The 26,494-nt window shown below is 67.5% G+C and carries 29 protein-coding genes, 1 pseudogene and 1 riboswitch; of the genes and pseudogenes, 14 read left to right on the forward strand and 16 right to left on the reverse strand.

Going from position 1 to position 26,494, the window contains the following annotated elements; genetic code table 11:
* Positions 1 to 74 precede the first annotated feature (74 nt).
* The gene (locus N802_RS16630) at positions 75 to 1,400 is read right to left on the reverse strand and encodes a bifunctional o-acetylhomoserine/o-acetylserine sulfhydrylase (protein ID WP_035918492.1); all 1,326 of its coding nucleotides are present in this window, start codon (positions 1,398 to 1,400) and stop codon (positions 75 to 77) included.
* 22 nt (positions 1,401 to 1,422) lie between these two features.
* Positions 1,423 to 1,537, reverse strand: a riboswitch (SAM riboswitch).
* Between the two features lie 114 nt (positions 1,538 to 1,651).
* Between N802_RS16630 and mgrA the strand changes: the two genes are divergently transcribed.
* A complete protein-coding gene (gene mgrA / locus N802_RS16635) occupies positions 1,652 to 2,698 on the forward strand; it encodes an L-glyceraldehyde 3-phosphate reductase (protein WP_035918494.1) in 1,047 nt (348 codons plus the stop codon).
* Here the strand turns inward: mgrA and N802_RS16640 are convergent.
* Together N802_RS16640 and N802_RS16645 are read right to left on the reverse strand one after the other, a co-directional pair.
* Positions 2,687 to 3,106: a hypothetical protein gene (locus N802_RS16640; RefSeq protein WP_035918497.1), complete on the reverse strand. Its 420-nt coding sequence runs from the start codon at positions 3,104 to 3,106 to the stop codon at positions 2,687 to 2,689. The two genes, mgrA and N802_RS16640, sit on opposite strands and share 12 nt — an antisense overlap.
* Positions 3,099 to 3,455: a hypothetical protein gene (locus N802_RS16645; protein WP_035918499.1), complete on the reverse strand. Its 357-nt coding sequence runs from the start codon at positions 3,453 to 3,455 to the stop codon at positions 3,099 to 3,101. The genes N802_RS16640 and N802_RS16645 overlap by 8 nt, the downstream gene beginning before the upstream one ends.
* 41 nt (positions 3,456 to 3,496) lie before the next feature.
* Between N802_RS16645 and N802_RS16650 the strand changes: the two genes are divergently transcribed.
* Positions 3,497 to 4,387, forward strand: a complete 891-nt coding sequence (locus tag N802_RS16650) for an alpha/beta fold hydrolase (RefSeq protein ID WP_035918501.1) — start codon at positions 3,497 to 3,499, stop codon at positions 4,385 to 4,387.
* Positions 4,388 to 4,535: 148 nt separating this feature from the next.
* Positions 4,536 to 5,006 (forward strand): hypothetical protein, encoded by a 471-nt coding sequence (locus N802_RS16655; protein WP_035918502.1) that lies wholly within the window; start codon positions 4,536 to 4,538, stop codon positions 5,004 to 5,006.
* Positions 5,007 to 5,094: 88 nt separating this feature from the next.
* Here the strand turns inward: N802_RS16655 and rocD are convergent, their stop codons facing one another.
* Together rocD and pdxH are read right to left on the reverse strand one after the other, a co-directional pair.
* The gene (rocD, locus tag N802_RS16660) at positions 5,095 to 6,327 is read right to left on the reverse strand and encodes an ornithine--oxo-acid transaminase (RefSeq protein WP_211254450.1); all 1,233 of its coding nucleotides are present in this window, start codon (positions 6,325 to 6,327) and stop codon (positions 5,095 to 5,097) included.
* Between the two features lie 107 nt (positions 6,328 to 6,434).
* On the reverse strand, positions 6,435 to 7,115 hold the full coding sequence (pdxH, locus tag N802_RS16665; protein WP_035918504.1) for a pyridoxamine 5'-phosphate oxidase: 681 nt from the start codon (positions 7,113 to 7,115) through the stop codon (positions 6,435 to 6,437).
* 160 nt (positions 7,116 to 7,275) lie between these two features.
* Between pdxH and N802_RS20040 the strand changes: the two are divergent.
* Positions 7,276 to 7,650, forward strand: a pseudogene (locus tag N802_RS20040) (GNAT family N-acetyltransferase); the annotation flags it as partial.
* A 32-nt stretch (positions 7,651 to 7,682) separates the two neighbouring features.
* Here the strand turns inward: N802_RS20040 and N802_RS16670 are convergent.
* Together N802_RS16670 and N802_RS16675 are read right to left on the reverse strand one after the other, a co-directional pair.
* Positions 7,683 to 8,216, reverse strand: a complete 534-nt coding sequence (locus N802_RS16670) for a TIGR03086 family metal-binding protein (RefSeq protein WP_035918505.1) — start codon at positions 8,214 to 8,216, stop codon at positions 7,683 to 7,685.
* Between the two features lie 97 nt (positions 8,217 to 8,313).
* Positions 8,314 to 9,036, reverse strand: coding sequence for a SprT-like domain-containing protein (locus N802_RS16675; RefSeq protein WP_035918624.1), 723 nt, complete (start codon positions 9,034 to 9,036; stop codon positions 8,314 to 8,316).
* Between the two features lie 286 nt (positions 9,037 to 9,322).
* Between N802_RS16675 and N802_RS16680 the strand changes: the two genes are divergently transcribed.
* Entirely contained in the window at positions 9,323 to 9,664 is a 342-nt protein-coding gene (locus tag N802_RS16680) for a hypothetical protein (RefSeq protein WP_035918506.1), read from the forward strand.
* A 33-nt stretch (positions 9,665 to 9,697) separates the two neighbouring features.
* Here the strand turns inward: N802_RS16680 and N802_RS19695 are convergent, their stop codons facing one another.
* Entirely contained in the window at positions 9,698 to 10,441 is a 744-nt protein-coding gene (locus N802_RS19695) for a thermonuclease family protein (RefSeq protein WP_052110082.1), read from the reverse strand.
* Positions 10,442 to 10,473: 32 nt separating this feature from the next.
* Between N802_RS19695 and N802_RS16690 the strand changes: the two genes are divergently transcribed.
* The 4 genes from N802_RS16690 (at position 10,474) to N802_RS16705 (ending at position 13,648) form a co-directional block, all read left to right on the forward strand.
* Entirely contained in the window at positions 10,474 to 11,271 is a 798-nt protein-coding gene (locus N802_RS16690) for a ceramidase domain-containing protein (RefSeq protein ID WP_035918509.1), read from the forward strand.
* The gene (locus tag N802_RS16695) at positions 11,268 to 11,918 is read left to right on the forward strand and encodes a DUF6498-containing protein (RefSeq protein ID WP_035918511.1); all 651 of its coding nucleotides are present in this window, start codon (positions 11,268 to 11,270) and stop codon (positions 11,916 to 11,918) included. The genes N802_RS16690 and N802_RS16695 overlap by 4 nt, the downstream gene beginning before the upstream one ends.
* 240 nt (positions 11,919 to 12,158) lie before the next feature.
* Positions 12,159 to 12,761, forward strand: a complete 603-nt coding sequence (locus N802_RS16700; protein WP_035918512.1) for a DUF6318 family protein — start codon at positions 12,159 to 12,161, stop codon at positions 12,759 to 12,761.
* An 89-nt stretch (positions 12,762 to 12,850) separates the two neighbouring features.
* On the forward strand, positions 12,851 to 13,648 hold the full coding sequence (locus N802_RS16705; RefSeq protein WP_035918515.1) for a hypothetical protein: 798 nt from the start codon (positions 12,851 to 12,853) through the stop codon (positions 13,646 to 13,648).
* A gap of 33 nt (positions 13,649 to 13,681) precedes the next feature.
* Here the strand turns inward: N802_RS16705 and N802_RS16710 are convergent, their stop codons facing one another.
* The 5 genes from N802_RS16710 to N802_RS19705 form a co-directional block, all read right to left on the reverse strand.
* Positions 13,682 to 14,956, reverse strand: a complete 1,275-nt coding sequence (locus N802_RS16710) for an oxygenase MpaB family protein (protein WP_035918630.1) — start codon at positions 14,954 to 14,956, stop codon at positions 13,682 to 13,684.
* A gap of 28 nt (positions 14,957 to 14,984) precedes the next feature.
* Positions 14,985 to 16,595: an HNH endonuclease signature motif containing protein gene (locus tag N802_RS19700; protein ID WP_052110083.1), complete on the reverse strand. Its 1,611-nt coding sequence runs from the start codon at positions 16,593 to 16,595 to the stop codon at positions 14,985 to 14,987.
* 192 nt (positions 16,596 to 16,787) lie between these two features.
* Positions 16,788 to 18,314 (reverse strand): M20/M25/M40 family metallo-hydrolase, encoded by a 1,527-nt coding sequence (locus tag N802_RS16720; protein ID WP_035918518.1) that lies wholly within the window; start codon positions 18,312 to 18,314, stop codon positions 16,788 to 16,790.
* Positions 18,315 to 18,465: 151 nt separating this feature from the next.
* Positions 18,466 to 19,116, reverse strand: a complete 651-nt coding sequence (locus N802_RS16725; RefSeq protein ID WP_035918521.1) for a response regulator — start codon at positions 19,114 to 19,116, stop codon at positions 18,466 to 18,468.
* Positions 19,113 to 20,477 (reverse strand): sensor histidine kinase, encoded by a 1,365-nt coding sequence (locus N802_RS19705; protein WP_052110084.1) that lies wholly within the window; start codon positions 20,475 to 20,477, stop codon positions 19,113 to 19,115. Before N802_RS19705 ends, N802_RS16725 begins: the two co-directional genes overlap by 4 nt.
* A gap of 191 nt (positions 20,478 to 20,668) precedes the next feature.
* Here N802_RS19705 and N802_RS19710 point away from each other — a divergent pair, with 191 nt between their 5' ends.
* Positions 20,669 to 21,310 (forward strand): hypothetical protein, encoded by a 642-nt coding sequence (locus N802_RS19710; protein WP_052110085.1) that lies wholly within the window; start codon positions 20,669 to 20,671, stop codon positions 21,308 to 21,310.
* Between the two features lie 175 nt (positions 21,311 to 21,485).
* Positions 21,486 to 22,094, forward strand: a complete 609-nt coding sequence (locus tag N802_RS16740) for a vWA domain-containing protein (RefSeq protein ID WP_035918524.1) — start codon at positions 21,486 to 21,488, stop codon at positions 22,092 to 22,094.
* A 40-nt stretch (positions 22,095 to 22,134) separates the two neighbouring features.
* On the opposite strand, the gene N802_RS16745 is transcribed toward N802_RS16740, so the two are convergent.
* Both N802_RS16745 and N802_RS20660 read right to left on the reverse strand, forming a co-directional pair.
* A complete protein-coding gene (locus N802_RS16745) occupies positions 22,135 to 22,707 on the reverse strand; it encodes a class F sortase (protein WP_035918529.1) in 573 nt (190 codons plus the stop codon).
* Positions 22,707 to 23,402 (reverse strand): hypothetical protein, encoded by a 696-nt coding sequence (locus N802_RS20660; RefSeq protein ID WP_035918532.1) that lies wholly within the window; start codon positions 23,400 to 23,402, stop codon positions 22,707 to 22,709. Before N802_RS20660 ends, N802_RS16745 begins: the two co-directional genes overlap by 1 nt.
* 288 nt (positions 23,403 to 23,690) lie before the next feature.
* On the opposite strand from N802_RS20660, the gene N802_RS16755 reads away from it, so the two are divergent.
* Entirely contained in the window at positions 23,691 to 24,488 is a 798-nt protein-coding gene (locus tag N802_RS16755) for a matrixin family metalloprotease (RefSeq protein WP_084072305.1), read from the forward strand.
* 7 nt (positions 24,489 to 24,495) lie between these two features.
* Here the strand turns inward: N802_RS16755 and N802_RS16760 are convergent, their stop codons facing one another.
* Entirely contained in the window at positions 24,496 to 25,272 is a 777-nt protein-coding gene (locus tag N802_RS16760) for a GNAT family N-acetyltransferase (protein WP_245613989.1), read from the reverse strand.
* Positions 25,273 to 25,346: 74 nt separating this feature from the next.
* Here N802_RS16760 and N802_RS16765 point away from each other — a divergent pair, with 74 nt between their 5' ends.
* Both N802_RS16765 and N802_RS16770 read left to right on the forward strand, forming a co-directional pair.
* Positions 25,347 to 25,664, forward strand: a complete 318-nt coding sequence (locus N802_RS16765) for a hypothetical protein (protein WP_211254451.1) — start codon at positions 25,347 to 25,349, stop codon at positions 25,662 to 25,664.
* A 112-nt stretch (positions 25,665 to 25,776) separates the two neighbouring features.
* Positions 25,777 to 26,487, forward strand: a complete 711-nt coding sequence (locus tag N802_RS16770; RefSeq protein ID WP_156971477.1) for a hypothetical protein — start codon at positions 25,777 to 25,779, stop codon at positions 26,485 to 26,487.
* Positions 26,488 to 26,494: the final 7 nt, after the last annotated feature.

Genomic DNA, 26,494 nt, shown 5'->3' on the forward strand with positions numbered 1-26,494 from the left:
GAGTGTCCGCGATGTCCTGAGACATCACAGGTCGCTGTAGCAGCCGTTGACGCTGACGCTGCGAGATCCCAGAGTCAGGCGGACTTGGCTGCGGTGAAGCCCTGCTCGAGGTCGGCGAGGATGTCGTCGATGTGCTCGATGCCGACGGCGAGGCGCACGAGTCCGGGCGTCACACCCGCGGCGAGGCGGTCCTCCTCCGGACCCTGCGAGTGCGTCGTCGACGCGGGGTGGATCACGAGCGAGCGGACGTCACCGATGTTGGCGAGGTGGCTGTGCAGGGTCAGTGCCTCGACGAACTTCTTGCCCGCCTCGAGTCCGCCCTTGATCTCGAAGGAGATGACGGCTCCAGCACCGCGCGGCACGTACTTCTGCGCCAGTTCGTAGCCGTCCGACCCCTCAAGCGACGCCCAGCGCACCGACTCGACGCTCTCGTGCCCCTGGAGGAACGCTGCCACCTTGTGGGTGTTCTCGATGTGGCGCTCGATCCGCAGGCTCAACGTCTCAATGCCCTGACCGATGAGGAAGGCGTTGAACGGCGAGATCGCCGGTCCCAAGTCACGCAGCAGTTGCACCCGCGCCTTGAGGATGTAGGCGAGGTTCGCTCCGAGCGGGCTGCCGACACCGAGGTCCCGCCCATAGACGAGACCGTGGTAGCTCGGATCCGGCGTGTTGTAGTTCGGGAACCGCTCCGGGTCCTTCGCGTAGTCGAACTTCCCCGCGTCAACGATGACACCGGCGATTGCCGTGCCGTGACCGCCGAGGTACTTCGTCGCGGCATGCACCACGATGTCGGCCCCGTGCTCGATCGGTCGGAGGAGATATGGCGTCGCGATCGTGTTGTCCACGATGAGCGGGACACCGACCTCGTGGGCGACGTTCGCGATCGTCTCGATGTCGAGGATGTCGGACTTGGGGTTGGCGATCGTCTCGCCGAAGAACGCCTTCGTGTTCGGTTTCGCGGCCGCACGCCACTGCTCCGGATCGCTCGGGTCCTCGACGAAGGTCACCTCGATGCCGAGCTTCGGCAGGGTGAACTGGAAGAGGTTGACCGTGCCGCCATACAGACCCGGGCTCGCGACGATGTGGTCACCGGCCTCCGCGACGTTGAGGATCGCGAGCGTCGTCGCCGACATTCCCGAGCTGAGCAGGAGCGCTCCCACGCCACCTTCGAGCGACGCGATGCGCTGCTCGACGGCGTCCTGCGTCGGGTTCATGATGCGGGTGTAGATGTTGCCGAACTCCTTGAGCGCGAACAGGTTTGCCGCGTGATCGGTGTCCTTGAAGACGTAGGACGTCGTCTGGTAGATCGGCAGTGCGCGCGCTCCAGTCGTCGGGTCAGGGACCTGACCGGCATGGACTTGGCGCGTCTCGAAGGACCAGTTGGGGGTTGCGTCGGTCATGGGGGAACTCCTTGTATGCCGTGTGCCGAGCTTGCGGACGCCGGTTGACGTCGCGCCTGGTCTTCACCCGGGGCACCCCACCGCGGTTGGAGGGTTGCCGGCCAGCAAGCCGGGGCTTCGCGCTGGCACTCATGACCAATGGTTGAAACGTTAAGCCCTCGCCCACATGGTGGTCACCTCTGTCTCGGGGGATGGACCCGAACAGCAGCTGGTTCCGCCTGGGTTGCCACGGCGGGCGGCATGATGGCGACATGACCTTCCACGTCGACGAGTACAAGGCGGCCGCGGGTCGCTACCGCGCAGGAATGCCGTTCCGTCGGGTCGGGCGGTCCGGTCTCGACCTCCCGGCGATCTCACTCGGCCTGTGGCACAACTTCGGTGATGACGTGCCGCTGGAGCGTCAGCAGGCGATCCTTCGCCGCGCGTTCGACAAGGGCATCACGCACTTCGACCTTGCCAACAACTACGGCCCGCCCTACGGATCGGCCGAACGCAACTTCGGGACGCTGTTCGCCCGCGACTTCCGCCCCTACCGCGACGAACTCGTCATCAGTTCCAAGGCCGGCTACGACATGTGGCCCGGTCCCTACGGCCAGGGCGGAGGCAGTCGCAAGTACATCCTGGCCAGCGCCGACCAGTCCCTGAAGCGCATGGGTCTGGACTACGTCGACATCTTCTACAGCCACCGCTTCGACGACGCGACACCGCTCGAGGAGACGATGGGCGCACTCGACTCGTTGGTGCGACAGGGCAAGGCCCTCTATGTCGGCATCTCGTCCTACTCCGGTCCGCGCACCCGGGAGGCCGTCGACATCCTGCGCGAGCTCGGCACTCCCCTGCTCATCCACCAGCCTTCGTACTCGATGCTCAACCGCTGGGTGGAAGAGGATCTGCTCGACGTCCTCGGCGAATCGGGCGTCGGCTGCATTGCGTTCTCGCCGCTCGCCCAGGGGATGCTCACCGACAAGTACCTCAAGGGCATTCCCGAAGGGTCGCGCGCCTCGCAGGGCAAGTCCCTCAGCCCGGACCTGCTCACGGAGGAGTCGCTCAAGCATGTCCGCGCACTCAACGCCTTGGCGAAGAAGCGCGGTCAATCACTCGCGCAGATGGCCATCGCGTGGCTCCTGCGGGACGACAGGGTGACGTCCGTCCTCGTCGGCGCATCGAGCGTCGAACAGCTCGACGACAACCTGCTCGCCGTGAAGAACCTGTCGTTCACAGATGAGGAACTCACAAAGATCGACAAGCATGCCGTCGACGCCGGCATCAACCTTTGGGCGAAGTCCTCAGGCGGCTGACGACGTCTGCGTCGACCCGCGGCGCACTCGGTTGAGCCACCAGATGCCCAAGACCGGAAGGATCAGCGGCACATAGCCGTAGCCGGACCCGAAATGGGACCACACGGTCTTGTCCGGGAAGGCGCTGGGAACGGCATACGAGAACGCCCCGACGACAAGGACACCGACAAGCTCGACGGTGCACGCAAGAAGCGCGATCCGGGTCGAGGACCTGTCGCCGCGAGCCATGCCCACCGTCGCGACGATGTAGATGACCGCCGCGAGCGCGGAGAGGATGTACGCGAGCGGCGCACGATCGAAGTACTCGACGATCTGGAGGATCGAACGGCCGGTTGCCGCCAAGGCGAGGACGCCGTAGACCGCGACGAGGATGCGACCCGGTCCGTGGCCGGAGTGCGTCTCAGCCATGAAGGTCCCAGATCTGCTGCAGCCGGAGGGTCATCACCGCGACGGCGAACGCGCCGATCCCGATCGAGGCCATCGCCCAGCGGGTCTTGTCCTTGATCGCGCTCCACACCGTGATCGCGAGGACGAACGGCAAGGTGATCAGGTATGCCGTGAACGTCGCCTTGCTGCCGTCCAAGGAGGGGATGCCCGCGAGTCCCCGCACGAGCTGCACGATGACACCGAGTTCGACCAGGGCAGCCAGCCCCAGGACGACGTTGCCGATGACCCGGTCGAAGAGCGCATAGCCCAACGCCACGACCGTGAGGAGCAGCGCGGCGGCGACGAGGACTTGGGTGAGCACGAGAATCACGGCGGTCAGCCTACGTCGCGCCGATTTGGTTGGATGACGGCATGACCTCAGCGCGGATCGGGGACCAGGTCGTCGAGTACGTCATCGACGGCCCCGACGACGGCGAACCCATGCTCCTCATCATGGGGATGGGTGCGCAGCTGGTCGCGTGGCCACAGGACTTCGTGCAAGGGCTGGCGGATCGAGGGTTCCGGGTCATCCGCTACGACAACCGAGACCAGGGTCTGTCTGGCTACACCGACGCACCGCGGCCGACGCGCGGCGCGATCGCCAAAGGGCTCGCGTCACGCCGACTGGCCACAGCCGACTACACGCTGATCGACCTCGCCGGTGACGCGAACGGCTTGCTCGAGCACCTCGGCATCGAGTCGGCACACCTCGTGGGCGCATCCATGGGCGGGATGATCGCGCAGGAGCTGACGCTCCAACGACCTGAGCGGGTGCGGTCGCTGTGCTCGATCATGTCCAACACGGGTCACCGGCTCTTTGGCAGGACGTCAGCGCGGCTGCTGGCTCCGTTCGTGAAGTTGCTGCGCGAGCCGGCCCCGACCACTCGGGACGAGGCGATTGCCAGGGGGCTCGCGTCGTTCAAACTCATCGCCGGCAGCGAGTTCGACGAGGCAGAGATGCGATCCCTGGCCGCACTCCACCTCGATCGAGGCGGGATCACGACAGCGAGTCGGGATCGCCAACTCAACGCGATCAACGCTTCCCCCGACCGCACGCGGCGGCTCGCGGCGATCACGGTTCCGACCCTCGTCATCCACGGGATGCGCGATCGTCTCGTCCTGCCGAGCGGGGGTGTAGCGACGGCGCGAGCGATCCCGGGAGCGCGCCTGCTCATGTTCCCGGAGATGGGCCACGACCTCCCCAGCAATCGCCGAGCCGAGATGGTCGAGGCCATCACCCAGAACGCTTGCCGCTCTTCCTGACCCGGGTTGGGGTGATGAGCGGGTGATGAGTCATTTCCGTATGACGGCATCGGGCCATGTCCGCGGTGGCTCGGGAGCGGGACACTGGCGAGATCGGCGCAATGCGTGAGCCGGCCGCAGGTCGCCGCTACAACAGAGAGGCAGATCCATGCGCATCTTCACTCGCCTCGCGACCGCGCTCTCCGTCGCCGCGTTCCTCGTCGTCGGGACAGGCCCCGCGCAAGCGGACGCGCCCACCATCGAACGGATCGAGTTCGAGGAGACCTTCCACGACGACTTCCTGACCGGGGAGTGCGGCGTCGACGTCACCACAACGGTCAGGGGTTTCACGATTTTCAAGCAGTTCACGGGCGCCCAGCAGAACCTGTTGCAACTCACAACCGTCAACATCACGGGAACGGCAACATCAGATTTCGGAACGATGCGGTTCAAGAATGTCGGTGCCGACCACATGATGGTCGCTCCCGACGGCACGGTGACGCTGAGGGTCATCGGCCAGCTGCCGTTCGAATTCACGGGTGTCCTCGTCTTTGACCTCGGAACTGGCGAGGTCATCAAGGTGCCCCACTTCCGGGGCGAGGAGCAGGTCGGGAAGGCCTGCCGCTTCCTCGCGCCCTGAGCACTCCTCGCCAAGTCCAGCGCACACCACGAGAGCCGGCCCCTCACTGCGAGCAGTGATGGACCGGCTCCCGGCGTTCGGTGGCGGATCAGGTGGAGAGGGACTCCGTCACGGCGGCGACGAGTTGGTCGACCTCGTCCTCGGTGATCACGAGCGGCGGCGCGAGGCGGATCGTCATACCGTGGGTGTCCTTGGCGAGGATGCCGCGCTCCATGAGGCGCTCGCACAGCTCACGTCCCGTGGGGCCACCGGGCGTGACGTCGAGGCCTGCCCAGAGGCCGCGCACGCGCACCTCGTCGAGGCCGTGCCCGACGAGCGGCTCGAGCCCGGCGAGCAGACGCTCACCCAGTCGACGCGCGCGGTCCTGGAATTCGCCCGTGGCGAGCAGACGGCATACCTCGTGTCCGATCGCGGCAGCGAGCGGGTTTCCACCGAAGGTGGAGCCGTGGGACCCGGGGGTGATGACGCCGAGGACGTCGGTGTTCGCGGCCACGGCGGAGACGGGGTAGAGACCGCCACCGAGGGCCTTGCCCAGGATGTACATGTCCGGAACAACCTCCTCGAGGTCGCACGCGAACGTCGTGCCGGTGCGGGCCAGACCCGACTGGATCTCGTCCGCGACCATGAGCACGTTCTGCTCCGAGCACAGCGCACGCAGGTCACGCAGGAAGCCCTCGGGCGGGACGACGACGCCGCCCTCCCCCTGGATCGGCTCGAAGAGCACCGCCACGGTGAACTCGTCCATCGCGGCGCGCACCGACTCGATGTCGCCGTAGCGGACCGTGCGGAAGCCCGGCGTGTAGGGGCCGTAGTTGTCGTGCGCGACCTTGTCGTCAGAGAAGCTCACGATGGTCGTGGTGCGACCGTGGAAGTTGCCCTCCATGACGATGATGTTGGCCTGGTCCTCGGGGACGTTCTTGACCTCGTAGCCCCAGCGGCGGCTGACCTTGATGGCGGTCTCGACGGCCTCGGCTCCGGAGTTCATCGGGAGGACCATGTCCTTGGCCGTGAGCTCAGCGAGGGCCTGTGAGAACGGGCCGAGCTGGTCGTTGAAGAACGCCCGGCTGGTCAGCGTCAGCGTGCCGAGTTGCTGGCGCGCGCGCTCGACGAGCTGCGGGTGCGAGTGGCCGAAGTTCAGGGCCGAGTAGCCGGCGAGGCAGTCGAGGTAGCGCTTGCCGTCGACATCGGTGACCCACACGCCCTCACCGCTGGCGATGACGACCGGGAGCGGGTGGTAGTTGTGCGCCGCGTAGCGCTCCGTCGTCTCGATGTGCTGCTCGGTGCTGCCGGCATGGGTGGTGCCGGTGGTCTCGGGCGTCATTCTGGGCTCACTCCTTCGTCGTGTGGTCTCGCTCACTGTAGCGGCGCCCGGAAGTGGCACCGAACCGCCCGAGCGAGCCCCACGACGTGCAGGCTCAGGTCACCGGCTCAGGGTTGCCGGCGGCTCACCGTCCACGCGGATGCGTCGTCCAGCGACCCCTCGGCAACGCGGGTGAAGACGAGCCGGTCGTGGAGCCGGTTGCTGCGCCCACCCCAGAACTCGACCTCGTCGCATGTGATGCGGTAGCCGCCCCAGAAGTCGGGGACGGGGACGTCGTCCGGGCTCCCCGAGTCGGGCCACTGCGTCGCGTATTTTTCGTATGCCGTCTCGAGCTCGGCTCTCGACGTGGCCGGCTGCGACTGCATCGAGGCCCAGGCGGAGATGCGCGAACCGTAGGGGCGGGTGGCGAAGTAGGCCTCCACCTCGGCGCGGTCGAGCAGCACGGCTTGGCCGCGGAATCGAACGGCGCGGAACATCGCGGGCCACGTGAGGGATGCGGCGATGCCCGGGTTGCCCGCGAGCTCAATTCCCTTGGTGGACAGCGTGTTCGTGAGGAAGCCGGGGCCTCGCTCGTCGAAGAAGCGCATGAGTACGGTGCGGACGTTGGGGACCCCATCGGCGTCGACCGTGGCGACGGACAGCGCGTGCGGCTCGGGCACGTCGGGCTGGACGCCCGAGCGTTCGACGGCCTCGTCGAGCCAGTGCTTGGCCTGCTGCCAGGGCGTCGCCGCGAGCTCGTCCTCGGACAAGCCCGTGCCGGTGTAGTCGATCCGCGTCACATCGTTCACACCCACGAGCCTACGGTCGGGAGGGACGACCCCGGGACTGGGCCATCGGGGCGGCGACCGCTATCCCACATCGGGTTGGATGGCTCGCGTGCTGACGATCACTGACGCGGATTTCGCGGACCCAGCCTTGGTTGCGTTCCTCCAGGCGCACCTCGACGACATGGAGCCGACAGCTCCGCCCGAGAGCCGGCACGCGCTGGACCTCAGCGGGCTCCAAGGACCTGGAGTGCGGGTGTGGGTCGCACACGATGCTGCGAGATTGGTGGGGACCGTCGCCCTCGCCGAGCTGGAGCCGGGTCACGAGGAGCTCAAGAGCATGCGCACGGATCCCGCGTGCCGCGGGCAGGGCATCGGCACGCAACTCGTGAAGCACGCACTGGTGGACGCCCGCGGGCGCCATGTGCAACGGGTGTCCCTTGAGACAGGGAGCATGGAGTTCTTCGATTCCGCTCGCAGGCTGTATGAGCGATCGGGCTTCGCGCAATGCCCGCCGTTCGGGTCCTATGTCGAGGACCCGAACAGCACGTTCATGACGATGGACCTGACTACGCCTGCGTCCCCGGTCGGCTATACCGGCCCCTGGCGCACCGAACGACCGGAGAAGACCGCCAACCGGTCGTGGATCGACGCATCCGCGGCCGCCCCCACCTCGGGCTCGAAGGCTCCGACGCGATTCTCCGGCGTGAGGTTCGCGCTCATGAACTCCAGGGCATGAACCGCCACTTCGTCATCCAGCTGCGCCTCACTGCCGATCGACCGCGCAAGGTCCCAGCTGTGCACGGCGAACTCCGGGATCGCGGCGTTGGAGGACCCGCCCGAGGCATCAGCACGCACGTGCTCGACCAAGGTTGTCGCACCGGCTCGGAAGTCGGCCACTGGGTCGTCGCCCAACTCGGGAGGGTTGGCCCAGTCGACCTCCTTCCCGGAGAACATCGCGACGAAGTTCTGCGGCGAGGCCACGACATGCCGCACGAGGTCTCCCACCTTCCAGTCGGCGCAGGTCGACGGCTGGTCGTACTGGTCCGCTGACACTTCGCCCAGGAGACCCGCGGTCTGGTCGAGGGCGCGTGTGAGGAGCGAGACGTCTTGCTGGGCGTTCATGGTCGAACCTTCCGTGGGCGACATGCTGACTCGAACGACGCTAGGTGCCCCCACTGACATTGGCGACCGCAGGCAGCCGCGGCCCGGGCTCGACCCTTCAGCTCGCCAAGCGCTCGGCGACCTCAAGGACGTCGTTGGGCACGGCATACAACTCATCGCCGATCCGGACCTGGCTGCGGATCGAGAAGGCGGCCTCGACCTCCCCGACCACCCCGTGCATGGGCCCGGGCGCGACGATGCGCACCATGGCACCGATGGGGAATGACGTCGGAGCTGAAGGAGCTGGTGGCGCAGACTGCCGAACGGCTGAAGCGCCATGCCTGCTGACGATCGAGTCGAGTTCCTCGCGATAGACGTCGCCCATGTCGACTCGCCGCCCCTGGTAGGTCCACGTCAGAAGAGCGCTCGCGTCGAACTCCGGGTTGCAGGCAAGGCAACTCAGCACCCGGCCCGGTCGGCGATGCCGGGTGTAGGTGTGGCCGTCCGGGCAAACGCCGCTCCACGGACCGACGACCTGGGGAGCATCGGCGTCGAGCGTGCGGTCACCCGAGCAGCCGATGTCGAGAGCCTTGGAACGCCACACGGCATCGTGGCCGTGCTCCGGGCCGACGAGGGCGTGGGCAATCTCGTGAAGGATCGTGTCGCGCACCTCGACCTCGTCGTGGAGGCGAGTCAACGGAGCGCTGAGGGAGATCGTGCGGGTGGCGAAACGGCATACACCCGCTCTGGTCTTGGCCCGATCGCTGGTGACGGACCAGTGCTCCAGACCGTGCTCGCGCAGCAGGCGTCGCCCGAGGGCGAGGGCTGCGGTCATCTCCATGTCTGCGATCGTGCCAGCCGCCACTGACAACGTGCTTCGCGTCCACTTCTTCGACGGATGTCAGCCCGGTCGTCTAGGTTGTCCGACATCGCGATCCAGACGATCGCGACCGGGTCCAGAGCACCACTTTCACGAGTGGTGGTTCGTCGGCCGCACGCCTCCGGACGTGGCCGACCGGCAACCGCGTCTCCCGACACGGTGCCCTCCGGAGAAGACCCGGGTCGCAGCTGCGCCTGACCTCGCGGCTCGCGACCAAGACGGGACACCCTGAAAGGGTTGATGCTCCATGTTGGTCAACTTCGAACCGGTCGAGTACCTCGGCCGCACCTACGACATCCGCGTCATCAACGCGCCGCTCGAGACATTCATGCTCACCCGGGAGTTGCGGTTGGGAGGCAAGTCCACCGGGGCACAGATCGCTGCCCTGTTCCTCATGGACTACACGGCGATCCTCGATGCGTGGGAGCGCGGGGTGCACGCCGTCGCGTTCGAGAACAAGCCCTACGGGCGAGTGTGCACGTGCGGTCTCGTGACGGGCGCCCTTCCGCTGCATGAGGCTGATGGGCACCTTGACATGCGGACGTGGGAGCCAACCGAGGACGTGGTGTTCGCGCTGCCGACTGGCTGACGCGCGAGGGCGCTCCACGACCTTGACACCGAGTCAGCCTCTCGCCTTCACCGTGGCAATGAGGCTGGCTCGGTGGGCATCGGTGAGGGCGGCGACGCCGGCGTGGGGTGCGCGTGACTGGAGCTCCACGAGAAGCGTTGGGGCGGAAGGGTCCTGGGGCTTGAGGGCAGCGACTCGTGCGGGCACCGTGCACGCCGGGGTGACGGCGTGCAGCCCGCGCTTGGCCGTCGCTGCCTCGGCGCGCGCCGACTCCATCTCGACGCGGTAGGTGGCCACTCCCCCGACGGTGAGTGGTGCGGCGTAGCCCTGTCTGATGACTTCCGCGCCCAGCATCCGTCCGTCGGCCAGCCACGCAGCGCCGAGGGTGCGGCCGAAGCGATCCTTGCCGTGCCGCACGATCCGGAGGGATGTGCCCTTCGGCGCGAGGTCGATGAGCACCCCCGAGGCCTCGAAGTTCAGGCACTCGGCAGGGCGAGCCCCTGAGCGCTTCTCCGGGGCGTTGACGTTGAGGAGCCGCATCCTCTCGACGACCCCATCGATCGAGATGTCGATCGTGTCGCCGTCGATCGTCCAATGCGCCTGTGCCGCAATCGCGTTCGCGGGCACGGAACCCGGTGGAGCAGGGGTCGCGGACGTCTGCGCTGAGGGCGAGGCACTGCCCGATGCCACTGGGCTCGTCGCGGTGTCCGACTCAAGCGGTCGGTTGAGCAACCACCAGGCCAGCGCGATCACGGCAACGCCCGCGACGAGGCTCAGCCACGCGCGTCCTCGACCCATGGCGGACAGCGTAGGCGGATACGTTGGGGCACATGCGTATTGCCGAGCCGACCGGATCGCGGCGGAGCAGCGTTCCGCTGTGGCTCACCGTGGCCGCAGCGGTCGGGTCCGTCGTCCTGCTCGGTGCCGCTCTCGTCTTCGGCTGGCTCGGTCCCGACGTCGGACGCGGCGCGGAGTTCTGTGAAGCGGCCCGGGACGCTCTGATCAAACAACCCGCCAACACCTTCAGCAACCTCGGATTCGTCATCGCTGGGATCGCCGCCGCGTGGCACGTCTCCCGGCGGGGACCGGGCGCGATGAGCGTCGGTCTTGCCACGGCATACGCGATCGTCGTGGTGATGCTCGGACCCGGTAGTGCGGCCATGCACGCGTCACAGAGCGTCCTGGGCGGGCACCTCGACCTCTACAGCATGTATCTGCTGTCGAGCTTCGTCTTTGCGTATGCCGTGACGCGCCTTCTCGGACTCGCTGCACCCGGGTTCGTGGGCATCTTCGTCGGCTCGCTCGTGGTGTGCACCATCGCCGAGTTCGTCACGGTGCAGGTGCCTGTGATCCTGACCGCCGGCAACGCGGTCTTTGGTGCGATGCTCCTGCTCGGGTTGCTCATCGAGTTGTGGTTGCGGGCGCGTGGTTCTCATCGCCTCGAGATGAGGTGGGGGCTGGCGTCCGTCATCACGCTCCTGGTGGCGTTCGCGATCTGGAACACGGGCATGGACGGCGGTCCTCTGTGTGATCCGCACTCGCTGCTGCAGCTGCACGCCGTGTGGCACGTGCTGGATGCGGGGGCCGCGTGGTTCCTGTTTCGCTACTACGCGAGCATGTCCCCGTGACTCCCATCCTTCGCGTGCTCGGTCTCGGGCTGCTCGAATCCTTGGCAGCGCGCCTGTCCCCTCAGACCGCTGTCGTGGTGCAGTTCATCCTCATCCTCTTTGGGTCGCTCCTGCCCATCGTCCCCATGCTCACGGGAGCTGTGCACCTCGCGGATCTCTTGGCGTACACGGTGCTGGCGATGGCGCTCTCGGTGGCGGGAACCTTGATCCGGTTGCGCACCATGGCTACTCAGACCGAGACCACGCAGTTCTTCATGCTCCACTACGCGGCGATGATCGGCATCCTCAGCCTCGTCTGCGGGGTGTGGGCGGTGATCCTGCTGGTGCGGGCAGGGCCGAGTGGCGGATGGTTCGCGCTGGTGCCGATGGCGGTCGCATTGGTGTTGGCCCAAGGCTGGTCACTCGCGGACGGCTGGTTCACTCGCGGTGGTCGGCATGTCGCGCACGTGTGGCAGATCGTGCTACCCGGGTATCTGCGGTTCGCGCCCCTCCTGGTCGGCACCGTGTTTGGCGCCAGCGCGTACCTCGGCGAGTCGTCGGAAGGCACGCGGACCGCGATCGCGGTGGGGCTGGTTCTCGCGCAGGCAATCATCGATGTCGCTCTCGCCGTTGCGGCGCTGCGGCTCCGTCCGCGGGTGGCTGCCTGACTGAACCGGCACGTGGGTGTGGATAAGTCTGCGGCCGCCTTCCGGGATCGCGGCACACTGCCGTCATGACGTCAACGCAGGCCATCACCACCTGGCTCAACCGGGTGATTGGCTCGTGACTCGGTTCACCCAGACCCAGGAGTGGCGAAGTCCCCCGATGTCTCTAGGCTGGGCTCCACATCACGATGCTGCGTGCCCCGTCGAGCGGCCCGGCACCGGACAACGGAGGGGTTCCGCAGGATGAGTTCACGCACGACGATGACGTATGCCGTCGCCTTGGGTTTGGCGTCCGCGCTCGCCTTGGCGGGGTGCGGGTCTGAAGACGGCCCGACGACGAACCCGACGGGGAGCAGTTCGTCCACTGGATCGGCCACGCCGAGTGGGTCCGCGACGCCGACCCCAACGGGGAGCGCCTCGGCATCGATCGAGATCCCTGCTGAAGCCCGAGCGAACACCGAAGACGGCGCGATCGCCTTCGTCCGCTTCTACTTCGAGCAACTGAATCTCGCCTACACAAAGCCAGACACCTCGCTGCTGCCACCTCTCGCCACCTCCGGCTGTCAAAGCTGCGTCGGGCTGCAGGACGGCGTCAAGGAGATCGATTCTGCCGGGCAACGGATGAAGTCCGACTTGGTCGCTCCGATCGCAGCGGCCGAGATCGCTTCTGAGGCCCCGGCCGGTCAAACATGGGTGAAGTTCACGCTCACGCAGATGGCTGTCCCCGTGATTGACAAGTCGGGCAAGGAACTCGAGGGCCAGAAGGCCAGTTCCGTCGAGAAGATTGTTTCCGTGATCAGGGAGGGCGACCAGTGGCGAGTTCACGCCATCGCGGATCAGGCCTGATCGCACTGATCGCGGCGGCGGCCCTGCTGTTCCCCGCACAAGCATGGGCCTTCCCCCCGGATGTGAATGGGACCACCAAGAGGGATCGCATGGTGTTCGAAGGGCTGGGCGAACGAGCCATGCGTGGTCTTGCCGCCAACACTCACAACGCGGTCAACGCTGCGCCGAAGCCTCCTTGGTACAAGTACGGATCGTCTTCGTACTGCACCGAGGCCCCTCCCGGAGGTGGTGGCGCCGACCCCAGTTGCACCCGTGAGTTCTCGGTCTGCAGTCCCACTGGCCGCCCGGGCGTCGCCCCCTCCGGACCCGCTGTCCGCGTGTGGCGGATGGAAGTGGGCCGTACCGGCGAGCCCGTCCCCAATGCCGCGTGGGAGAACATCGGCTGGACCTGCCTGTCCGCGCTGGTGCCGGGTGCCAACAACGTCCTCACCATGCAGATGATCATCAACGAGTTCCACGAGACCGTGTTCGCGAAGCCGACAGCGTCGATCCAACCCGTCGGTCTCAAGACCCTCGTGAACCTTCCGACGTACTACCAGCTCACGTGGCCCACCCAGGGCTTCGAACCGGGAGAAGCCGACACCACGACACTCGTCGGACGCCAGGTCGAGATCGAACCGGTCTTCAAGAGTGCCACCTACATCTACGGAGACGGCGAGGCCAGCGGCCCGGTCGAGACCTTCGGCGGCCCCTATCCGACCGGCGACGTCATCCACACCTACCGCACAAAGATGGTGGCGCCCGTCCAGATCAACGCGACCTACGGCGGACGCTTCCGCGTCGACGGTGGCGCCTGGATCGACATCCCCGACACAGTGACCATCGAGGGCACGCCCGTCAACCTCACCGTCGCCGAGGCCAAGGCTCGACTCTACGAAAAGCAGTAGTCCACGGCATCACAGCCACACGCGACCTGCCCGTCAGACAGCCTCGCCATCCGAGGGCCTGTCGGGCAGGTCGCCCACTCGGTCACCGGAACCGGCCGCCAGATACGTCGCATGATCACGGTTCTGGATCGCCTCACCCCAGCGTTCGAGTCGTACCCGGCCACCGGGGAGACGGCCCACCACCTGGTGACGCCAAAGATTGCCACCCAGTCGGGCGGCATACGCCCACGGTGGTCGCATGGGCAGACCGAGTTCGCGCATGCTGGCCGGCTGCAACAGCGTGGTCAACATGCTGAGCAAGCGCTCTTCCTCGTATCGCCCTCGAGCCCTGGATAGCCGCTGGTTGCGGATGCCGAATTGCCGCTCCCGTTGCACGCCGACGAGCGCCTGGGCGAGTTCCCGTCCAGCGTCCGTCTGGTCCGCTGCCGCCAGCAGGACGTGCAAGTTGAGCTTGTTGCGTTCCCTCTCATCGTCCGTCAGGAAGTCGGGATGGACGCCCATCAGCCAGCCGACGTACTTCCACAGGTGGAGCAACGCGCGTGAATCCTCCTGTGGCACAGGGACTCCCAGCCCACGGGACGCGACGATGACCGTGGCGTCGAAGAGCCCCAGGGTCCCTGCCTGATCGGCTTGGTTGATCGGCAGGCCCCACCGTTCGATGTCCCAGATCGGCGACGTCTCGAAGGTCGCGTTGACCATGGCGTGCATGACACGAACGTGCAACGTCAGACGCCACGCCTCGGCTCCCGGCCTCAGGGCACCGGGGTTCATGAGGCTGAGAACCCAATGTTGCGTCTCCGCGAGGCGCCGCATGGTCGAGTCCCCTGTCAGGGCTCCGGTCGCGACGAGAAGGTCGGCCGGCCCGCCGAACCGGTATCCACCCGTGAGCGACAGCATGAGCAGCACGTCGCCGGCGTTGCGTCCCAGACGTCTGAACACTGCGGCCCCTCGATCGACGAGGTCCCAGTCGACCCACTCCGGCGGCGCGCTCACCACACCGAAGAAATCACGAAGTGCCTGCGGCGCATCCGGTATGCCGTCCGCCCCCGTCTCCAGCGCGGCGCGTAGTTGCGCGTGCGTCACCTTGCCCGGACTCCCCACTGGCTGGCGCATAGCGGAGACCAGGTCCGAACCGAGTTCGTCGCGCTCCATGAGCGCCTGACCGAGACGGTTCAGGAGTGCCTCGTCAGCGGGACCCCACTGCCGCGTCATGAGCCGCAGCGGGCGGGCGATCCGCTCACCTCGGGACTGAGCCTCACGGTGACGCGACGGAGTGACAGCTGCATCGACCTCGACGCCTGCGGTCATGACCTGATTGTCGCCTGCCGAGATCCAGTCAGGCGACGTCGTCCCACGGCACGTCGTCCCATCCATCCTCGATCTGTTGGGCAGCGAGGTGCTCAGCCTCGAGGTCAGCGGCGATCGCATGGCTCAGCCAATCGGGGATCGCCATCGCCCAGGCGTCCGGCGGACCGGTGTCGAGCCTTCGCAGGCGTGCAGTTGCGTCGTCGGGATCACGTTGTCTCCGGTGGGCAAACTCGGCGAGCCTCCGAGGCAGCTGTTCGTCGTAGCTTCCGGGCGTCAGGTCCCAGACCACACACCGGCCCCATTCGTCGGGCGGATGAACTGTCGCGATGAGTCGCCTGTCGTGCACTTGCGTGTGGTGTCGCTGGCACAGCAGGGCTGCGTTCGAGAGGTCTGACGGTCCGCCGTCTGCCCAATGCACCAGGTGATGGGCCTGAGCCCAGGTTGCAGGTGCATCACATCCCGGGAAGGTGCACTGACGGTCACGGTGCCACAGCACTCGGCGCTGCCCGCGGCTGAACAGCCGGGTGGCGCGACCGAGGTCCACCACCTCGCCGTGTGCGCCGAGAACGACCGGCAGGACGTCGGCATCGCAGGCCATCCGCCGCACGGTCGAGGGCGACAGCATGGTCTGCTGCGCGCGAGAACCCATGACCCTCCCGCACCCCTGCAGGTCCATTCCACCCGCGCCAACCGCGCCACCTGCGCCCGCCAGTCCGGCGAGCAGGTCGGCCAAGGCCATCGAGACGTGCAGGACCGTCGCGGCGCCTCCGGGGCCACCCTGACCCGCATCGCGAGAGGCGACCCCTCCCAGCACCGTTGTCAGAGCCTCCACTCGGCGTTGCCCTGCAGGGCGCAGGTCCGCCTCGCCGGTGTCGGCGTTCGGCGCCGGCTTGGACAACGGCCCGATGGATGCCTCCAGCCGCGCGGCCTGCTCTGGCGTCATCGCCATCCTGTACTCCGTCAGGTCGCCGTCGGCCACCACGGGGCTGGACAGGAACGCACCCCCGCGCAGCTTCTTTTCAGAGTCGTCGAACTCGCCCTCGATCCCGTGCTCCGCCAACAGGCGTGGCCGTAGCTTGCGTGCCTCGGCCTGCCCCCACAGGACGCCGTGGTCAAGGATCGCCCCGGTGACGGTGGGCAGTGCCTCGGGTGTGAGCAGGTCCTTCATTCGCGCGGCCTCGCGCAAGGCGGTGAGAGCGAGGCCCACGCCGATCTCACCGGAGACGACTCGCGGCCACACGATCCCCTCGGGCCTGCTGTCATCGGCGTATGCCCCGGCGGTCGGACCGCCGTGCGACCACTCGCCGGCAGGAGTCGCGGCCGCTGCGTCCGAAGCAAACTGAGCCACCTGGCCCGCGCTTCCCTGCCGCAACGATGGGGCGTGCTCTCGCACCCACGCGTGGGCCGTGCCGACGCCCCGGCGGGCAGCGGTGAACTCGCCACGATGGGCCGCCTCGGCCGTCACCCGAACCTGCGTTGCCGCAGCCTGAGCCTTGACCTTGTCGGCAAGCGTCATGAGTTCGGCCAACTCGGCAGCACTCAGAGACGCGAGCACGTCGCCCACGACGAGGAGCCTGTCGTGAGCAGCAGTGAGCGCCGCACGCAATGGCGTGCTCGGAGCCTCCTGCTGCTCACTCATCGGTCCTCCTTGAACGACTGGGACCAACCTATCGGCGAGCACTGACAGCCACCCTTTTCGTGGGCCGGGGCCAGCGAACACGGTCCTCCCCCAACGGAATTCACGAACCGCCGCAACAAGGCTCCGCGAACGGTCACAGCAGAAAGTCGCCCCCGGCCGTTCGGCCGGGGGCGACTTCAACAGGTCTCCGCGTCAGCGGATGCGGTGCGAACCCCGGAACTCGGACGCGTCAGACGACCCGCCAGCCTTCGCCGAGGCCTTGGCCGTGCCGTTGATCGACGAGTTCGACATGGCATAGGTCAAGGTCGCGTGGGCGGCCGCGTCGGACATCTGGTCCAGAGCGGTGGAACTCAGGTTGCTGATGTCGTCACACTCTGCGTGGTAGCACGGGTCGTAGGCGATGTCGGCCGTGCCGCCGTAGATCTCAGCCTGCTCCGCGGTCTTGATGCCTTCGGCGCCGGTGAAGAGGCCTCCGGCCGGGATGCCTGCGTTGATGAACGCGTCGTAGTCCGAACGACCGTCGAACTCCGTCGGCTCCGTGGCCAGGCTCTGACCCGAGAAGTACGAGTTGAACGTCTTCTCGATGTGCCCGCTTCCGCTGGGCCCGTTGACGCCGAACGCGCTGCCGTCACCGTCATAGACGAAGCGCACGAAGTTCGGCGATCCGACCATGTCGAAGTTGAGGTAGCCCTCAACAGTGTTGAGCTGCTGACGCGTCAGGGAGTCGACGTAGTGCTGCGAGCCGATGAGACCGGACTCCTCAGCACCCCAGAAGGTGAAACGGACGGCGTTCCTGAGCTTGAGGTCGGCCATTTGCTGGGCGATCTCGAGGATGGTCGCGCTGCCCGAGCCGTTGTCGTTGATGCCGGGACCCACGTCCACGGAGTCGAGGTGGGCACCCACGACGATCGTGCGGTCCGTGCGGCCTGTGGCCGAGTCGGCGATGACGTTGGCCGTCGTGTTCTGGTCGACGTGGACGGCAGCGTTGACGTTGACGGTCAGCGGGCCCTGGGCGACCAAGCCAGCCAGCTGGTTGCCGATCGCGAAGGTGGTGTCCATAACCGGCACCGACACCTGCGTTGGGTCAAGCGTGCCGCTGATGAGGTCGGTGCGTCCCTCCTGGCCCTCGTTGAAGATGATGACGGCGCTCGCGCCAGCGGTGATCGCGTTGTCGGCCTTCTGCCGGAAGGTGCAGGTTCCGCGCTGGATGAGGGCGATGTTGCCGGCCGGGAACCCGGCGAAGTCGGCTGCCTCACAGCCACTCGACGAGCTCGGAGCAGCAGTCGGGGGCAGGACGAGGTCAACGGCGGTGACCGGTGCCGTCACATTGCCGGCTCCGGAATACTCCATGACGCCCGCGTCGGCCCCGTTGATCCACGGATCCAGGTTCGGCGAGACGGCGTCGATGACAGGCGGCCCGTCGACGACGAAGAATTCGTAGTCGAACGACTGCGACCGCACGGAGTAGCCCGCGGCCTCGAGCACCTCGGTGACGTAGGCCGCCGAGGCGTCATAACCGGGCGTGCCGCTGGCTCGGGTGCCACCGTTCGCGTCGGCGATCGCTTGGAAGGCTTCCGCATGCTCCATGACGCCGGCCGTGGTGACGGCGGCGCGGAGCGCGCTGGTGTCCGTGCCGACGGCGGCACCAGCAGGAAGTGCCGCGCTCAGCCCAAGGGCAGAGACTGCGGCAGCAGTGATGAGCAGGGACGGTTTGCGCACAGGGATCCTCCTGGGTCACGGACGACGTTGTCCGATCGGCGCCGGGCGAGCGCGAGGCGCCGGAGCCATCGTGCTCCTGCAAGACGCGTCATGGCGCGGGAATCCAAGAATGAATCCGACGAACCGGCGGTCGCCAACTCAGATCCAGCCCTCAGAGCAGGCCGGCACGATCCGCGAGGACGCCGACCTGAACCCTGCTCTCCACCCCCAGCTTTTGCTGCGCACGTTGCAGGTGGGACTTCACCGTCGCCTCTCCGAGGAACAGCGCCGACGCCATCTGGGGGTTCGACATCCCTCGTCCGACGCAACGCACGACGTCGACCTCCCGTGGCGTGAGCGTCGCGACGAGTCCCTCTGCAGCCCGGCGCAGGTCACGCGCCGGATCCGACTGGAGGTGCTCGACCACCTGCCGCGCGCTTCGCGGGGACAGGGCCCCGTCACCCGCCGCGACCGACCGCACGGCCTCGAGGATCTCCCCCGGACTCGCACTCTTGAGCAGGAATCCGGCTGCACCGGCATGGACCGCGCGCAGGACCACGTCGTCGTGGTCCCACGTCGTGAGGACGATGACCTTCGGAGAGTCGGCCAGAGCCGACAGCGACGCCGTCGTGGTGATGCCGTCCTGACGAGCCATGCGCACGTCCATCAGCACGATGTCCGGTCGATGCCGATGGATGGCCCCCACGACCTCGTCCCCGTCCTGGACACTCCCCACGACCGTCACGTCCTCGGCTGCATCCAGCATCAGCTCGAGCCCTCGACACACGAGTTGGTCATCGTCCACGAGCAGCACTCGCGTCATCGCGTGCCTCCTTCGATGTTCGGGCCGGGAAGATTCGGGCCGGGCGCGTTCTGGTCAGGGTGCTGGCCGGGCGCCCAGGCCGCGCCGATGTCGGCGGCCCAGACCCACGGCATGCGGGATGCGACGCGGAAGACCCGACGATCGTCGACGACACAACGGAACTCGCCTCCCAGCGCCAGAACCCGATGACGTATGCCGGCCAGTCCACTTCCAGGGTCGAACGCGACGGGCGCGTGGGGTGGGAGGTGGTTGGCCACCTCGATCTGCACTCCCATCTCCGGGGAGGCACGCACCTCCACCCGCACCCCGATGCCGGGTGCGTGCCGGCGGGCGTTGGTGAGGAGCTCCTGGGTGATGCGGAACGCGCTGCGGCTCGTCGTCTCGTCGAGCCGCGCCAGCCCCTCCAGCTGCACGACGGACACGATGGTCACGCCCGTGGCGACCGTCTCGTCGATCAGGGCCGGCACATCGCGCAACGTCGGCACGGCGGCTGCGACATCGGGAGCATCGGGCTGGCGGAGCATGGCGAGCAGCGACCGCAGGTCGGCCATCGACTGCTGCGCGTTGGCGCGCACGAGTGCGGCCGACTCGGCGACCCGCGAGTCCTCCCCCGCGTTCACCTCGAGGGCGCCCGCGTGCAGGGACAGCAACGACAGCCGGTGCCCGAGGGCGTCGTGGACCTCCTGGGCGAGACGCTCCCGCTCGGCCTGCCGACCCACCTCGTCACTCAGATGGTCGACCACGGCGCGTTGCTCCTGCACGACGCTCTGCGCCTCGGCCAGGGAACCACGGGAACGGATGAGGACGGCGACGCCGACAGCGATGCAGACGAGCACGGCGGTGATGAGGAGGACGACCCACACCGACAACGGTTCGAACCGAGCACTGGGGTCCTGCGTGCGCAGGAACTGCCAGAACGACGTGTCCATCGACGTGCCACGCGAGTCACGCCAGGTCGAGGAGAACGTCGCCACCGTGACGAGAGCCCCCAGGCCGAGGGCGACCCGATCGAGGCGCCGCACGAGGAGCGACCCGAAGGCGATGAGCGCGGGCACCGGATCAAGTGGAAGGACCAGCGCCACAGCGCTCGTCGCGAGGACGACGATCTCCGGGAAGCGGCGTCGCCACCTGAGGGCAACTGCCGCGCCGATGCCGATGAAAAAGGCGATGGCCCCGAGATCCGACATCGTCCCACCGGCCACGTAGCCGGGCTGACGGCCCTCGAACGAGTTCACCGCCAGTGACGTACTGATCAGGCAGATCGGGAGGTAGAGGAACCACGTGCGCTTGCGCACATGGGCCAGACGGGCACGCCAGACACCGATGCCCTGAGGGCGAAGGGGCGTCGCGTGCGTGGTCATGGCCTGAAAAGTAGAACCCGGCACCGACAGGCACGTCCCCCGATCGGCTGGACACGGCATACGAGATCCCCTCCGATCGGCTCACGAAGGCGAGCCGCGCAGCGGCAGACCCGAGAGCGCCCGCCGCGATGAACTCTCTCCAACGCCAACCCGGCCGACCCAGAACCCGGCCACGAAGCAAGGAGAACGACATGAGCGACACCCAGCAGTACGCGCAGCAGAACCCCTACGGACAGCAGCCTCCGCAACCGCCAATGCAGCCCGGGCAGTGGCAGCCGGTCAACCCGCCGGCGCCGCCGGTGAAGCAGCAGAACTGGTTCATGCGGCACAAGATCCTCACGGGGATCCTGGGGCTGTTCCTGTTCGGCATCATGGCGAGCGCACTCGGCGGTGGAGGGGACACGCCGAGCGCCGCGTCCAGCGAGCCGACGACCGCGACCTCGTCCGCGCCCCCCGCGGCAGCTGCGCCCGCTGCTCCTGCAGCTCCGGCAGAGCCCGAGGTCGACCCGGACGACGTCGGCAACGAGGCCAACCCGGTGACGATCGTCGAGGGCAAGGCCTTCGACGTGCGGAAGTTCAGCTACGCCGCCGGGTGGAAGGTCTCGAGCAACTCCTTCGGCATGGAGATCACCAACCTCAAGGTGACGAACAACCGGGGCGAGCGGGATGGCGCGTTCGTGCAGATCAAGTACATGAAGGGCACCGAGGTCCTGGCGACGATCGACTGCAACTCGGACCAGATCCTCCCCGGCCAGACCGTGACGCTCAGCTGCTTCTCGACGGACAAGAAGCCGAAGGGCTTCGACAAGGTCACGATCAACGACACCTTCTGATCCGGGCTTCGCCCGACATCTCTCGTATGCCGGCCGCGCGGCTTCTCGTCCGCCGCGCGGCTCGGGCATCGGCCCGCGAGCGACCGGGTGGCTGTCAGTGGTCACCCTCACAATGAACTCCGACCGGCTGGGGTACGCCGGTCACCCGTTGCACTGCGATCCTCAGGAGGACGCCATGACCAACCCCGACTACACCCACCTGACCCTCGTGGTCGACCGGTCCGGCAGCATGGACACCGACAGGGAGGAGGCGCAGGCGGGCATCAACACCCTTCTCGCAGAGCAGTTCTCGCTTGACGGCAAGCTCACGGTGACCCTCTCGCAGTTCGACAGCGCCTTCGAGACGGTCGAGCGGATGAGGGACACGCAGTTCACCTACGAGCTCGTGCCGCGCGGCATGACGGCTCTGCTCGACGCGGTCGGGATGGAGGTCGTCCGGACCGGCGAGGACCTCGCGGCTCTGCCCGAGGGCGAGCGGCCGGGACGGGTCCTGCTCGTGGTCGTCACGGACGGGCAAGAGAACTCGTCGCACGAGTACTCGCTGGACAAGGTCCGTGAGCTCCTCCGCGTTCAGCGTGAGGACTTCGCGTGGGAGGTGCAGTTCCTCGGCGCCGACGATGCGGCCTGGCAGGGCGCGTCGCTCGGTGTGAGGACGACCCGGTTCGCCAACACCGGCAAGGGCAAGACTGCGGTTTTCGCGTCGATGTCGGCGTCGCTGGCGACCTACCGCGGCGCTCCCCCGTCGGGCTCCTTCGAGATGCCCGAGGAAGTCACGACGGACTGAGCCGCCCGTCGGGCTGACGGGCGGCACCTGCCGGAGGGTGTCAGACGGCCTCCGCGACGACGACGTAGTTGGCGACGCGGTGGCCGTCCTTGCGGTAGCCGAGCTCGTCGTCACAGGTGATGAGGACGATCCTGCGCGTCGAGGTGTTCTCACCCCAGACGACGTCGTCCCCCGTGAGTGCGACCTTGTCGACGACCTGGGTCCGCTTGATCTCGAACGTCAGGTTCGCCTCTCCTGCAACGACGTCGAACTGTTGCCCGACGCGCAACTTCGGGAGCTTGGCGAAGATGTCGTCCTTGCCCGAGTGCTCAAGGTGACCCGCGACGATCGCCGTCCCCTCGGTTCCGGGCCGAACCCGGTCGAAACCCTGGAGCCACATCGCCGTGCCCGCAGGTGGATCGACCTTGCCTGCGGAGGTGACGCTGCCGCCCTTGAGATCGGCCGTCAGCCCGATCTCGGGGATCTCGAGGCGAGGTCCGGAGGCGCCCGTGAGCCTCGAGGCCTCCTCGTCGAAGGCTCCTCCTCCGTTCCCGGCGGTGAAGCCGAGGACGAGGAGGAGCGCTCCGACGAGGACTGCTCCGAAGGCGCCCAGGCGGAGTGGGCGCAGGGACATCAGGAGTGCATGCCCCGGCGGCGGTTGAGCAGGACGAGCGCGGTGGTCCCGGTCAGGACCAGAGCCGATCCGGCGCCGATGAGCCTGAAGTCAACACCGGCCGGGTCCACCCCGTCGGTCTCGACGACCGGCTTGGTGGGGGTCGGCGTGGCCGCAGGGCCCGTCGGCGTTCCCGTGGGGGTACCTGTGCCGGTCGGTGTGGGTGTGGCCGTCCCCGTGGGGGTGGCGGTGGACGTTGCCGTTGCCGTGGGCGTCGGCGTGGCCGTCGCGGTCGCCGTGGGAGTCGGGGTGGTGGGCGGTTCTTCCGGTGCCTCGCACATCTCGTCGTCCACCTCCTCGGTCGCAACGCCTTCACCGTCGGTGGTCCAGTTGTCGTTCCAGTTCAGGCCCTCGAACGACACGGTCTCGCCGGTCGCGTCCGAGACGAACTCGAAGGGCGGGATGACGTCGTTCTCGTGGGCGCCGTGGCCGCTGTCGCCGATGATCGAGTTGGCGTCGACCGTGATGACGTTGAACGGGTTCTGTTCGGAAGCCGTCGCGTGACAGATGGTGATGTTGTCGCCCGGGTCCGCGTGGGCCGCTCCGGCGAACCCGATGGTGGCCGCAGCCGTCAGGCCCAAGCCGAAGGTGGCACTCGCCATGCGGCGCGTCGTGTGTCGACCCTTCGCCCGCATCGTTGACTCGATCGTCTGCATTGGACTGCTCCTCCATTGCCTCAGATGTGGGATGGAGAGTCGGCCAGCCGCGTCGCCGCGTCGTGGACCCCTGCGTCCTTCCCGCTGTCGCGAACGGACGCTAGCACCACATCAGTCACACAAATCACATTTGTCACATCAGCACCACGGCGTGTCGCAGTCTCAACACGCCGAGCGGACGTGTGCCGGTGAGGCGACTCACCGGCATACGCGAGGTCGTTCCGTGGTCGTACGGCGCACTTGTCCGTTTGCCTGCGGCAGCCCACGCCTCGGTGCGATCTTCTCCGTATGCCGTCCGCGTCCCGGATGCCCATGGTCTCCCTTCCCGTCGTGCTTGCGTTGGTTCTGACGGGCGGGTTGCTGTGGGTGCGCCAGGCCGCGAAGGAGCCGATCGACCAGATTGCGGCGATCGTGACGGTGACCGAGCGGCCGCCCTTGCCCAACGACGTGGGGTCCGCTCCTGTCGCTGCCGGCCCGCGGCCCGTCGTGGGGTCGGGTGGGTACACGTTCATGACCGAGAACGGGCGGGGGCCTGCGGCCTACGACCCGTGCCGTCCCCTGCACGTGGTGATGAATCCGTCGTCAGCGCCCGCGGGTGCGGAAGCGTTGCTCGATGCCGCCATTGAGCAGATCGGCCCGGCTGCGGGCCTCCAGATCGTGGTGGATGGCCTCACCGATGAGCCGGCGGCCGAGTCGCGGCCACCCACGGACCGGGCGAGGTATGGCAATCGGTGGTCGCCGGTCCTCGTGGCGTGGACCGACCGGAACCAGAGCCCGGGGCTGGAGTCGGCTGTCGGGATCGGCGGGAGCACCGCGACGGCGGACTCGACGGGTCGGCTGTGGAATGTCTCCGGGATCGTCCACCTCGACTCAGCCGAAGTGCAGGGAATCCTCACCAGGCGGGAAGGGCAGAAGCAGGCTGTCGCCGTGATCGCCCACGAACTCGGGCATGTGATCGGACTCGGTCACGCCGGTGTCGACGGGCAGCTGATGAGCGACAACGGCCTCGGGAGCCTCACGCTGTCGGACGGCGACCGGCGTGGTCTCGCCGCATTGGCTAACGTCCCGTGCAACCGCCAGTTCTAATCTGGCCTCACGACTCCACGTGGTCGCTGCGCAGCAGTGCGTAACCCAACGTGTCCATCCACTCCCCCGACCTGTGGAGCGCGTCGCGGACAGCGTGCAACTCGCGGCGCATCCCCACCCGCTCCATGAGGCGCCACGACCTGTCGTTACCAGCGAAGCACTCTGCGACGATCCGGCGAATTCCCAGCTCGGAGAAGCAGATTCGGATGAGTTCGCGCACCGCCTCGGTCGCGTACCCGTTCCCCTCGCATGCCGGGTGCAGCGTCCAGGCAAGCTCTGCCTGAGTGCCCCGCGCGTCGTCCTGCACCTCCGCTTGGCCCCAGGCGTCCTGCACCCGCAGCATGAGGTCGCCGATGACCTCCCCGTCGAGTTCGACCACCAGGGTCACGGCGAGGGCATCTGGCTCGGCGAAGCGAGATCGGTGGTCCTCGAGGTCCATCGGCCCGTGGGTCTGCCACCTCCCCACAGAGTCGAGGCGTCGGAACTGCCACGTCGCCTCGGCATCGTCAGCGCGAGCCCGTCTCAGGCTGAGCCGCTCGGTGCGCTTCGGCCACGCCAGTCCGGCGAGCGGGTTCGGCTCCTCCTCGACCATCCGCACAGCCAACAGCCCCGCTCCGACATCGCGCAACCCGCTGAGGACCCCGTGGAGTTGGGACTGGTCGGCCAGGGCTCCCGTCAGCAGCGAGGTCCCGTCCCCGACGTGCCTCAGGGCAAGTCCGCCGAGGAACGCCGACCAGTGGTCGTCAAGGTGACCATCGACGACGAACTCATAGGTCGCGGTCATCCTCGCTCCCCCGCGAGCGCGAGAGCCCCGTTCCCTCGGCTCCGGCCGAACTCTCGCGGACACGGATCAACCTCATGCGCTCCGGCTATCTCGTCATGGTCGTCGGCCTGGCCGTGGTCAAGTGGCCGCTGTTGCCATCTGCCCACTCGCTTCCACTCTTCGAGGGGGTGGTGCTCCACCCAGTCAAGCTGTTGCCGGTGTTGCTCTTCGAGTCGGCGTGGAAGCTGTTGTGGCTGGGCCTGGTCGCCCTCCCCCGCGCCATGTCGGGTCCGCTCGACGAGGCGACGACGGAACTGCTGATCAAGAACTCGCTGGTCGTGATCATCCTTGCCGTCACGCCGTGGCGATACGTCTGGCGAACCTACGCGCGGCGCGGTGACTCCCATGGCTGACGCTCGGCGCGCAACTCGCCAAAGACCCCTGCAACCACCATTCTTGACCAACCGCGAGCATCACTGTGGATAACTCCGCGGCCGGTTTCGTGATTTTGGCGAGACTCCCGGCATGACTTCACGCAGATCGTATGCCGTTGCCGCCCTCGTCATTGCCGCCTCCCTGCCGCTCGGCGCATGTTCTCCGTCCGTCCCCGCTGATCGTGAGGTGGAGGTGCGGGCTAGCAGGCCGGCATACCCGCTGCCTGCGCACCCAGTGGCCCACGAACAGGCGAAAGGGATCGCTGCTGCGGGACAGCGATTCGCGGACGGCAGGACGAAAGAGGCGATCACGGAACGCGTGCACGCCATCGACTTCTGTTACTCCGCGTCCGCAATCACAGCCGACGTGACAACGGCGTGGTCCACGGCAAGTACCGCCCAGACATCGATCGCGGGCGGACCGAGCGACCCTGCGACGCGGCATTCCGAACGGATCGGCTGGACCTTCTCGCAGGTCGAGGTTCTCGAGCCCTCCCAAGAAGGCGTGGGACGGGTCGAGGAGGAGTTCACCCGGTGGGCGGCGTGCTCGGAATACGACGGCCTGCCGGTGAAAACGCACAACGCCGAGATCCCTGGGGCAGCCACCACCATGGTGCGCAGCGTGGAGCACGTGTCCACTCTCGGATCTGGCGCGCACTCGGCGATGGGGGCGGCGCGAGTCGAGAACCTGCTCCTGGCCTGCTACGCGGACGCGGCGACGGCACGACTCGCCCTGGAGACTGTCACGTCCTGCCTGACCGACATGGCTCGAGCGGTGCCCGAGGCGGCCGATCCGGCCTGACCTCGCC

This window comes from Knoellia sinensis KCTC 19936, assembly GCF_000768705.1.
GTDB lineage: Bacteria > Actinomycetota > Actinomycetes > Actinomycetales > Dermatophilaceae > Knoellia > Knoellia sinensis.

What these genes read in the sequence shown, in the direction of transcription:
- N802_RS19695 (WP_052110082.1), bottom strand. Translation starts at nt 10,441, where the DNA reads ATGGGTCGAGGACGCGCGTGGCTGAGCCTCGTCGCGGGCGTTGCCGTG.
- N802_RS16770 (WP_156971477.1), top strand. Translation starts at nt 25,777, where the DNA reads ATGACTTCACGCAGATCGTATGCCGTTGCCGCCCTCGTCATTGCCGCC.
- N802_RS16650 (WP_035918501.1), top strand. Translation starts at nt 3,497, where the DNA reads ATGACCTCAGCGCGGATCGGGGACCAGGTCGTCGAGTACGTCATCGAC.
- N802_RS16745 (WP_035918529.1), bottom strand. Translation starts at nt 22,707, where the DNA reads ATGTCCCTGCGCCCACTCCGCCTGGGCGCCTTCGGAGCAGTCCTCGTC.
- N802_RS16670 (WP_035918505.1), bottom strand. Translation starts at nt 8,216, where the DNA reads ATGAACGCCCAGCAAGACGTCTCGCTCCTCACACGCGCCCTCGACCAG.
- N802_RS16705 (WP_035918515.1), top strand. Translation starts at nt 12,851, where the DNA reads ATGGTGTTCGAAGGGCTGGGCGAACGAGCCATGCGTGGTCTTGCCGCC.
- N802_RS16755 (WP_084072305.1), top strand. Translation starts at nt 23,691, where the DNA reads ATGCCGTCCGCGTCCCGGATGCCCATGGTCTCCCTTCCCGTCGTGCTT.
- N802_RS19700 (WP_052110083.1), bottom strand. Translation starts at nt 16,595, where the DNA reads ATGAGTGAGCAGCAGGAGGCTCCGAGCACGCCATTGCGTGCGGCGCTC.
- N802_RS16760 (WP_245613989.1), bottom strand. Translation starts at nt 25,272, where the DNA reads ATGACCGCGACCTATGAGTTCGTCGTCGATGGTCACCTTGACGACCAC.
- N802_RS16675 (WP_035918624.1), bottom strand. Translation starts at nt 9,036, where the DNA reads ATGGAGATGACCGCAGCCCTCGCCCTCGGGCGACGCCTGCTGCGCGAG.
- N802_RS19710 (WP_052110085.1), top strand. Translation starts at nt 20,669, where the DNA reads ATGAGCGACACCCAGCAGTACGCGCAGCAGAACCCCTACGGACAGCAG.
- N802_RS16740 (WP_035918524.1), top strand. Translation starts at nt 21,486, where the DNA reads ATGACCAACCCCGACTACACCCACCTGACCCTCGTGGTCGACCGGTCC.
- N802_RS16700 (WP_035918512.1), top strand. Translation starts at nt 12,159, where the DNA reads ATGAGTTCACGCACGACGATGACGTATGCCGTCGCCTTGGGTTTGGCG.
- N802_RS16655 (WP_035918502.1), top strand. Translation starts at nt 4,536, where the DNA reads ATGCGCATCTTCACTCGCCTCGCGACCGCGCTCTCCGTCGCCGCGTTC.
- N802_RS19705 (WP_052110084.1), bottom strand. Translation starts at nt 20,477, where the DNA reads ATGACCACGCACGCGACGCCCCTTCGCCCTCAGGGCATCGGTGTCTGG.
- N802_RS16630 (WP_035918492.1), bottom strand. Translation starts at nt 1,400, where the DNA reads ATGACCGACGCAACCCCCAACTGGTCCTTCGAGACGCGCCAAGTCCAT.
- N802_RS16640 (WP_035918497.1), bottom strand. Translation starts at nt 3,106, where the DNA reads ATGGCTGAGACGCACTCCGGCCACGGACCGGGTCGCATCCTCGTCGCG.
- rocD (WP_211254450.1), bottom strand. Translation starts at nt 6,327, where the DNA reads ATGACGCCCGAGACCACCGGCACCACCCATGCCGGCAGCACCGAGCAG.
- N802_RS16765 (WP_211254451.1), top strand. Translation starts at nt 25,347, where the DNA reads ATGCGCTCCGGCTATCTCGTCATGGTCGTCGGCCTGGCCGTGGTCAAG.
- mgrA (WP_035918494.1), top strand. Translation starts at nt 1,652, where the DNA reads ATGACCTTCCACGTCGACGAGTACAAGGCGGCCGCGGGTCGCTACCGC.
- N802_RS20660 (WP_035918532.1), bottom strand. Translation starts at nt 23,402, where the DNA reads ATGCAGACGATCGAGTCAACGATGCGGGCGAAGGGTCGACACACGACG.
- N802_RS16680 (WP_035918506.1), top strand. Translation starts at nt 9,323, where the DNA reads ATGTTGGTCAACTTCGAACCGGTCGAGTACCTCGGCCGCACCTACGAC.
- N802_RS16725 (WP_035918521.1), bottom strand. Translation starts at nt 19,116, where the DNA reads ATGACGCGAGTGCTGCTCGTGGACGATGACCAACTCGTGTGTCGAGGG.
- N802_RS16710 (WP_035918630.1), bottom strand. Translation starts at nt 14,956, where the DNA reads ATGACCGCAGGCGTCGAGGTCGATGCAGCTGTCACTCCGTCGCGTCAC.
- N802_RS16690 (WP_035918509.1), top strand. Translation starts at nt 10,474, where the DNA reads ATGCGTATTGCCGAGCCGACCGGATCGCGGCGGAGCAGCGTTCCGCTG.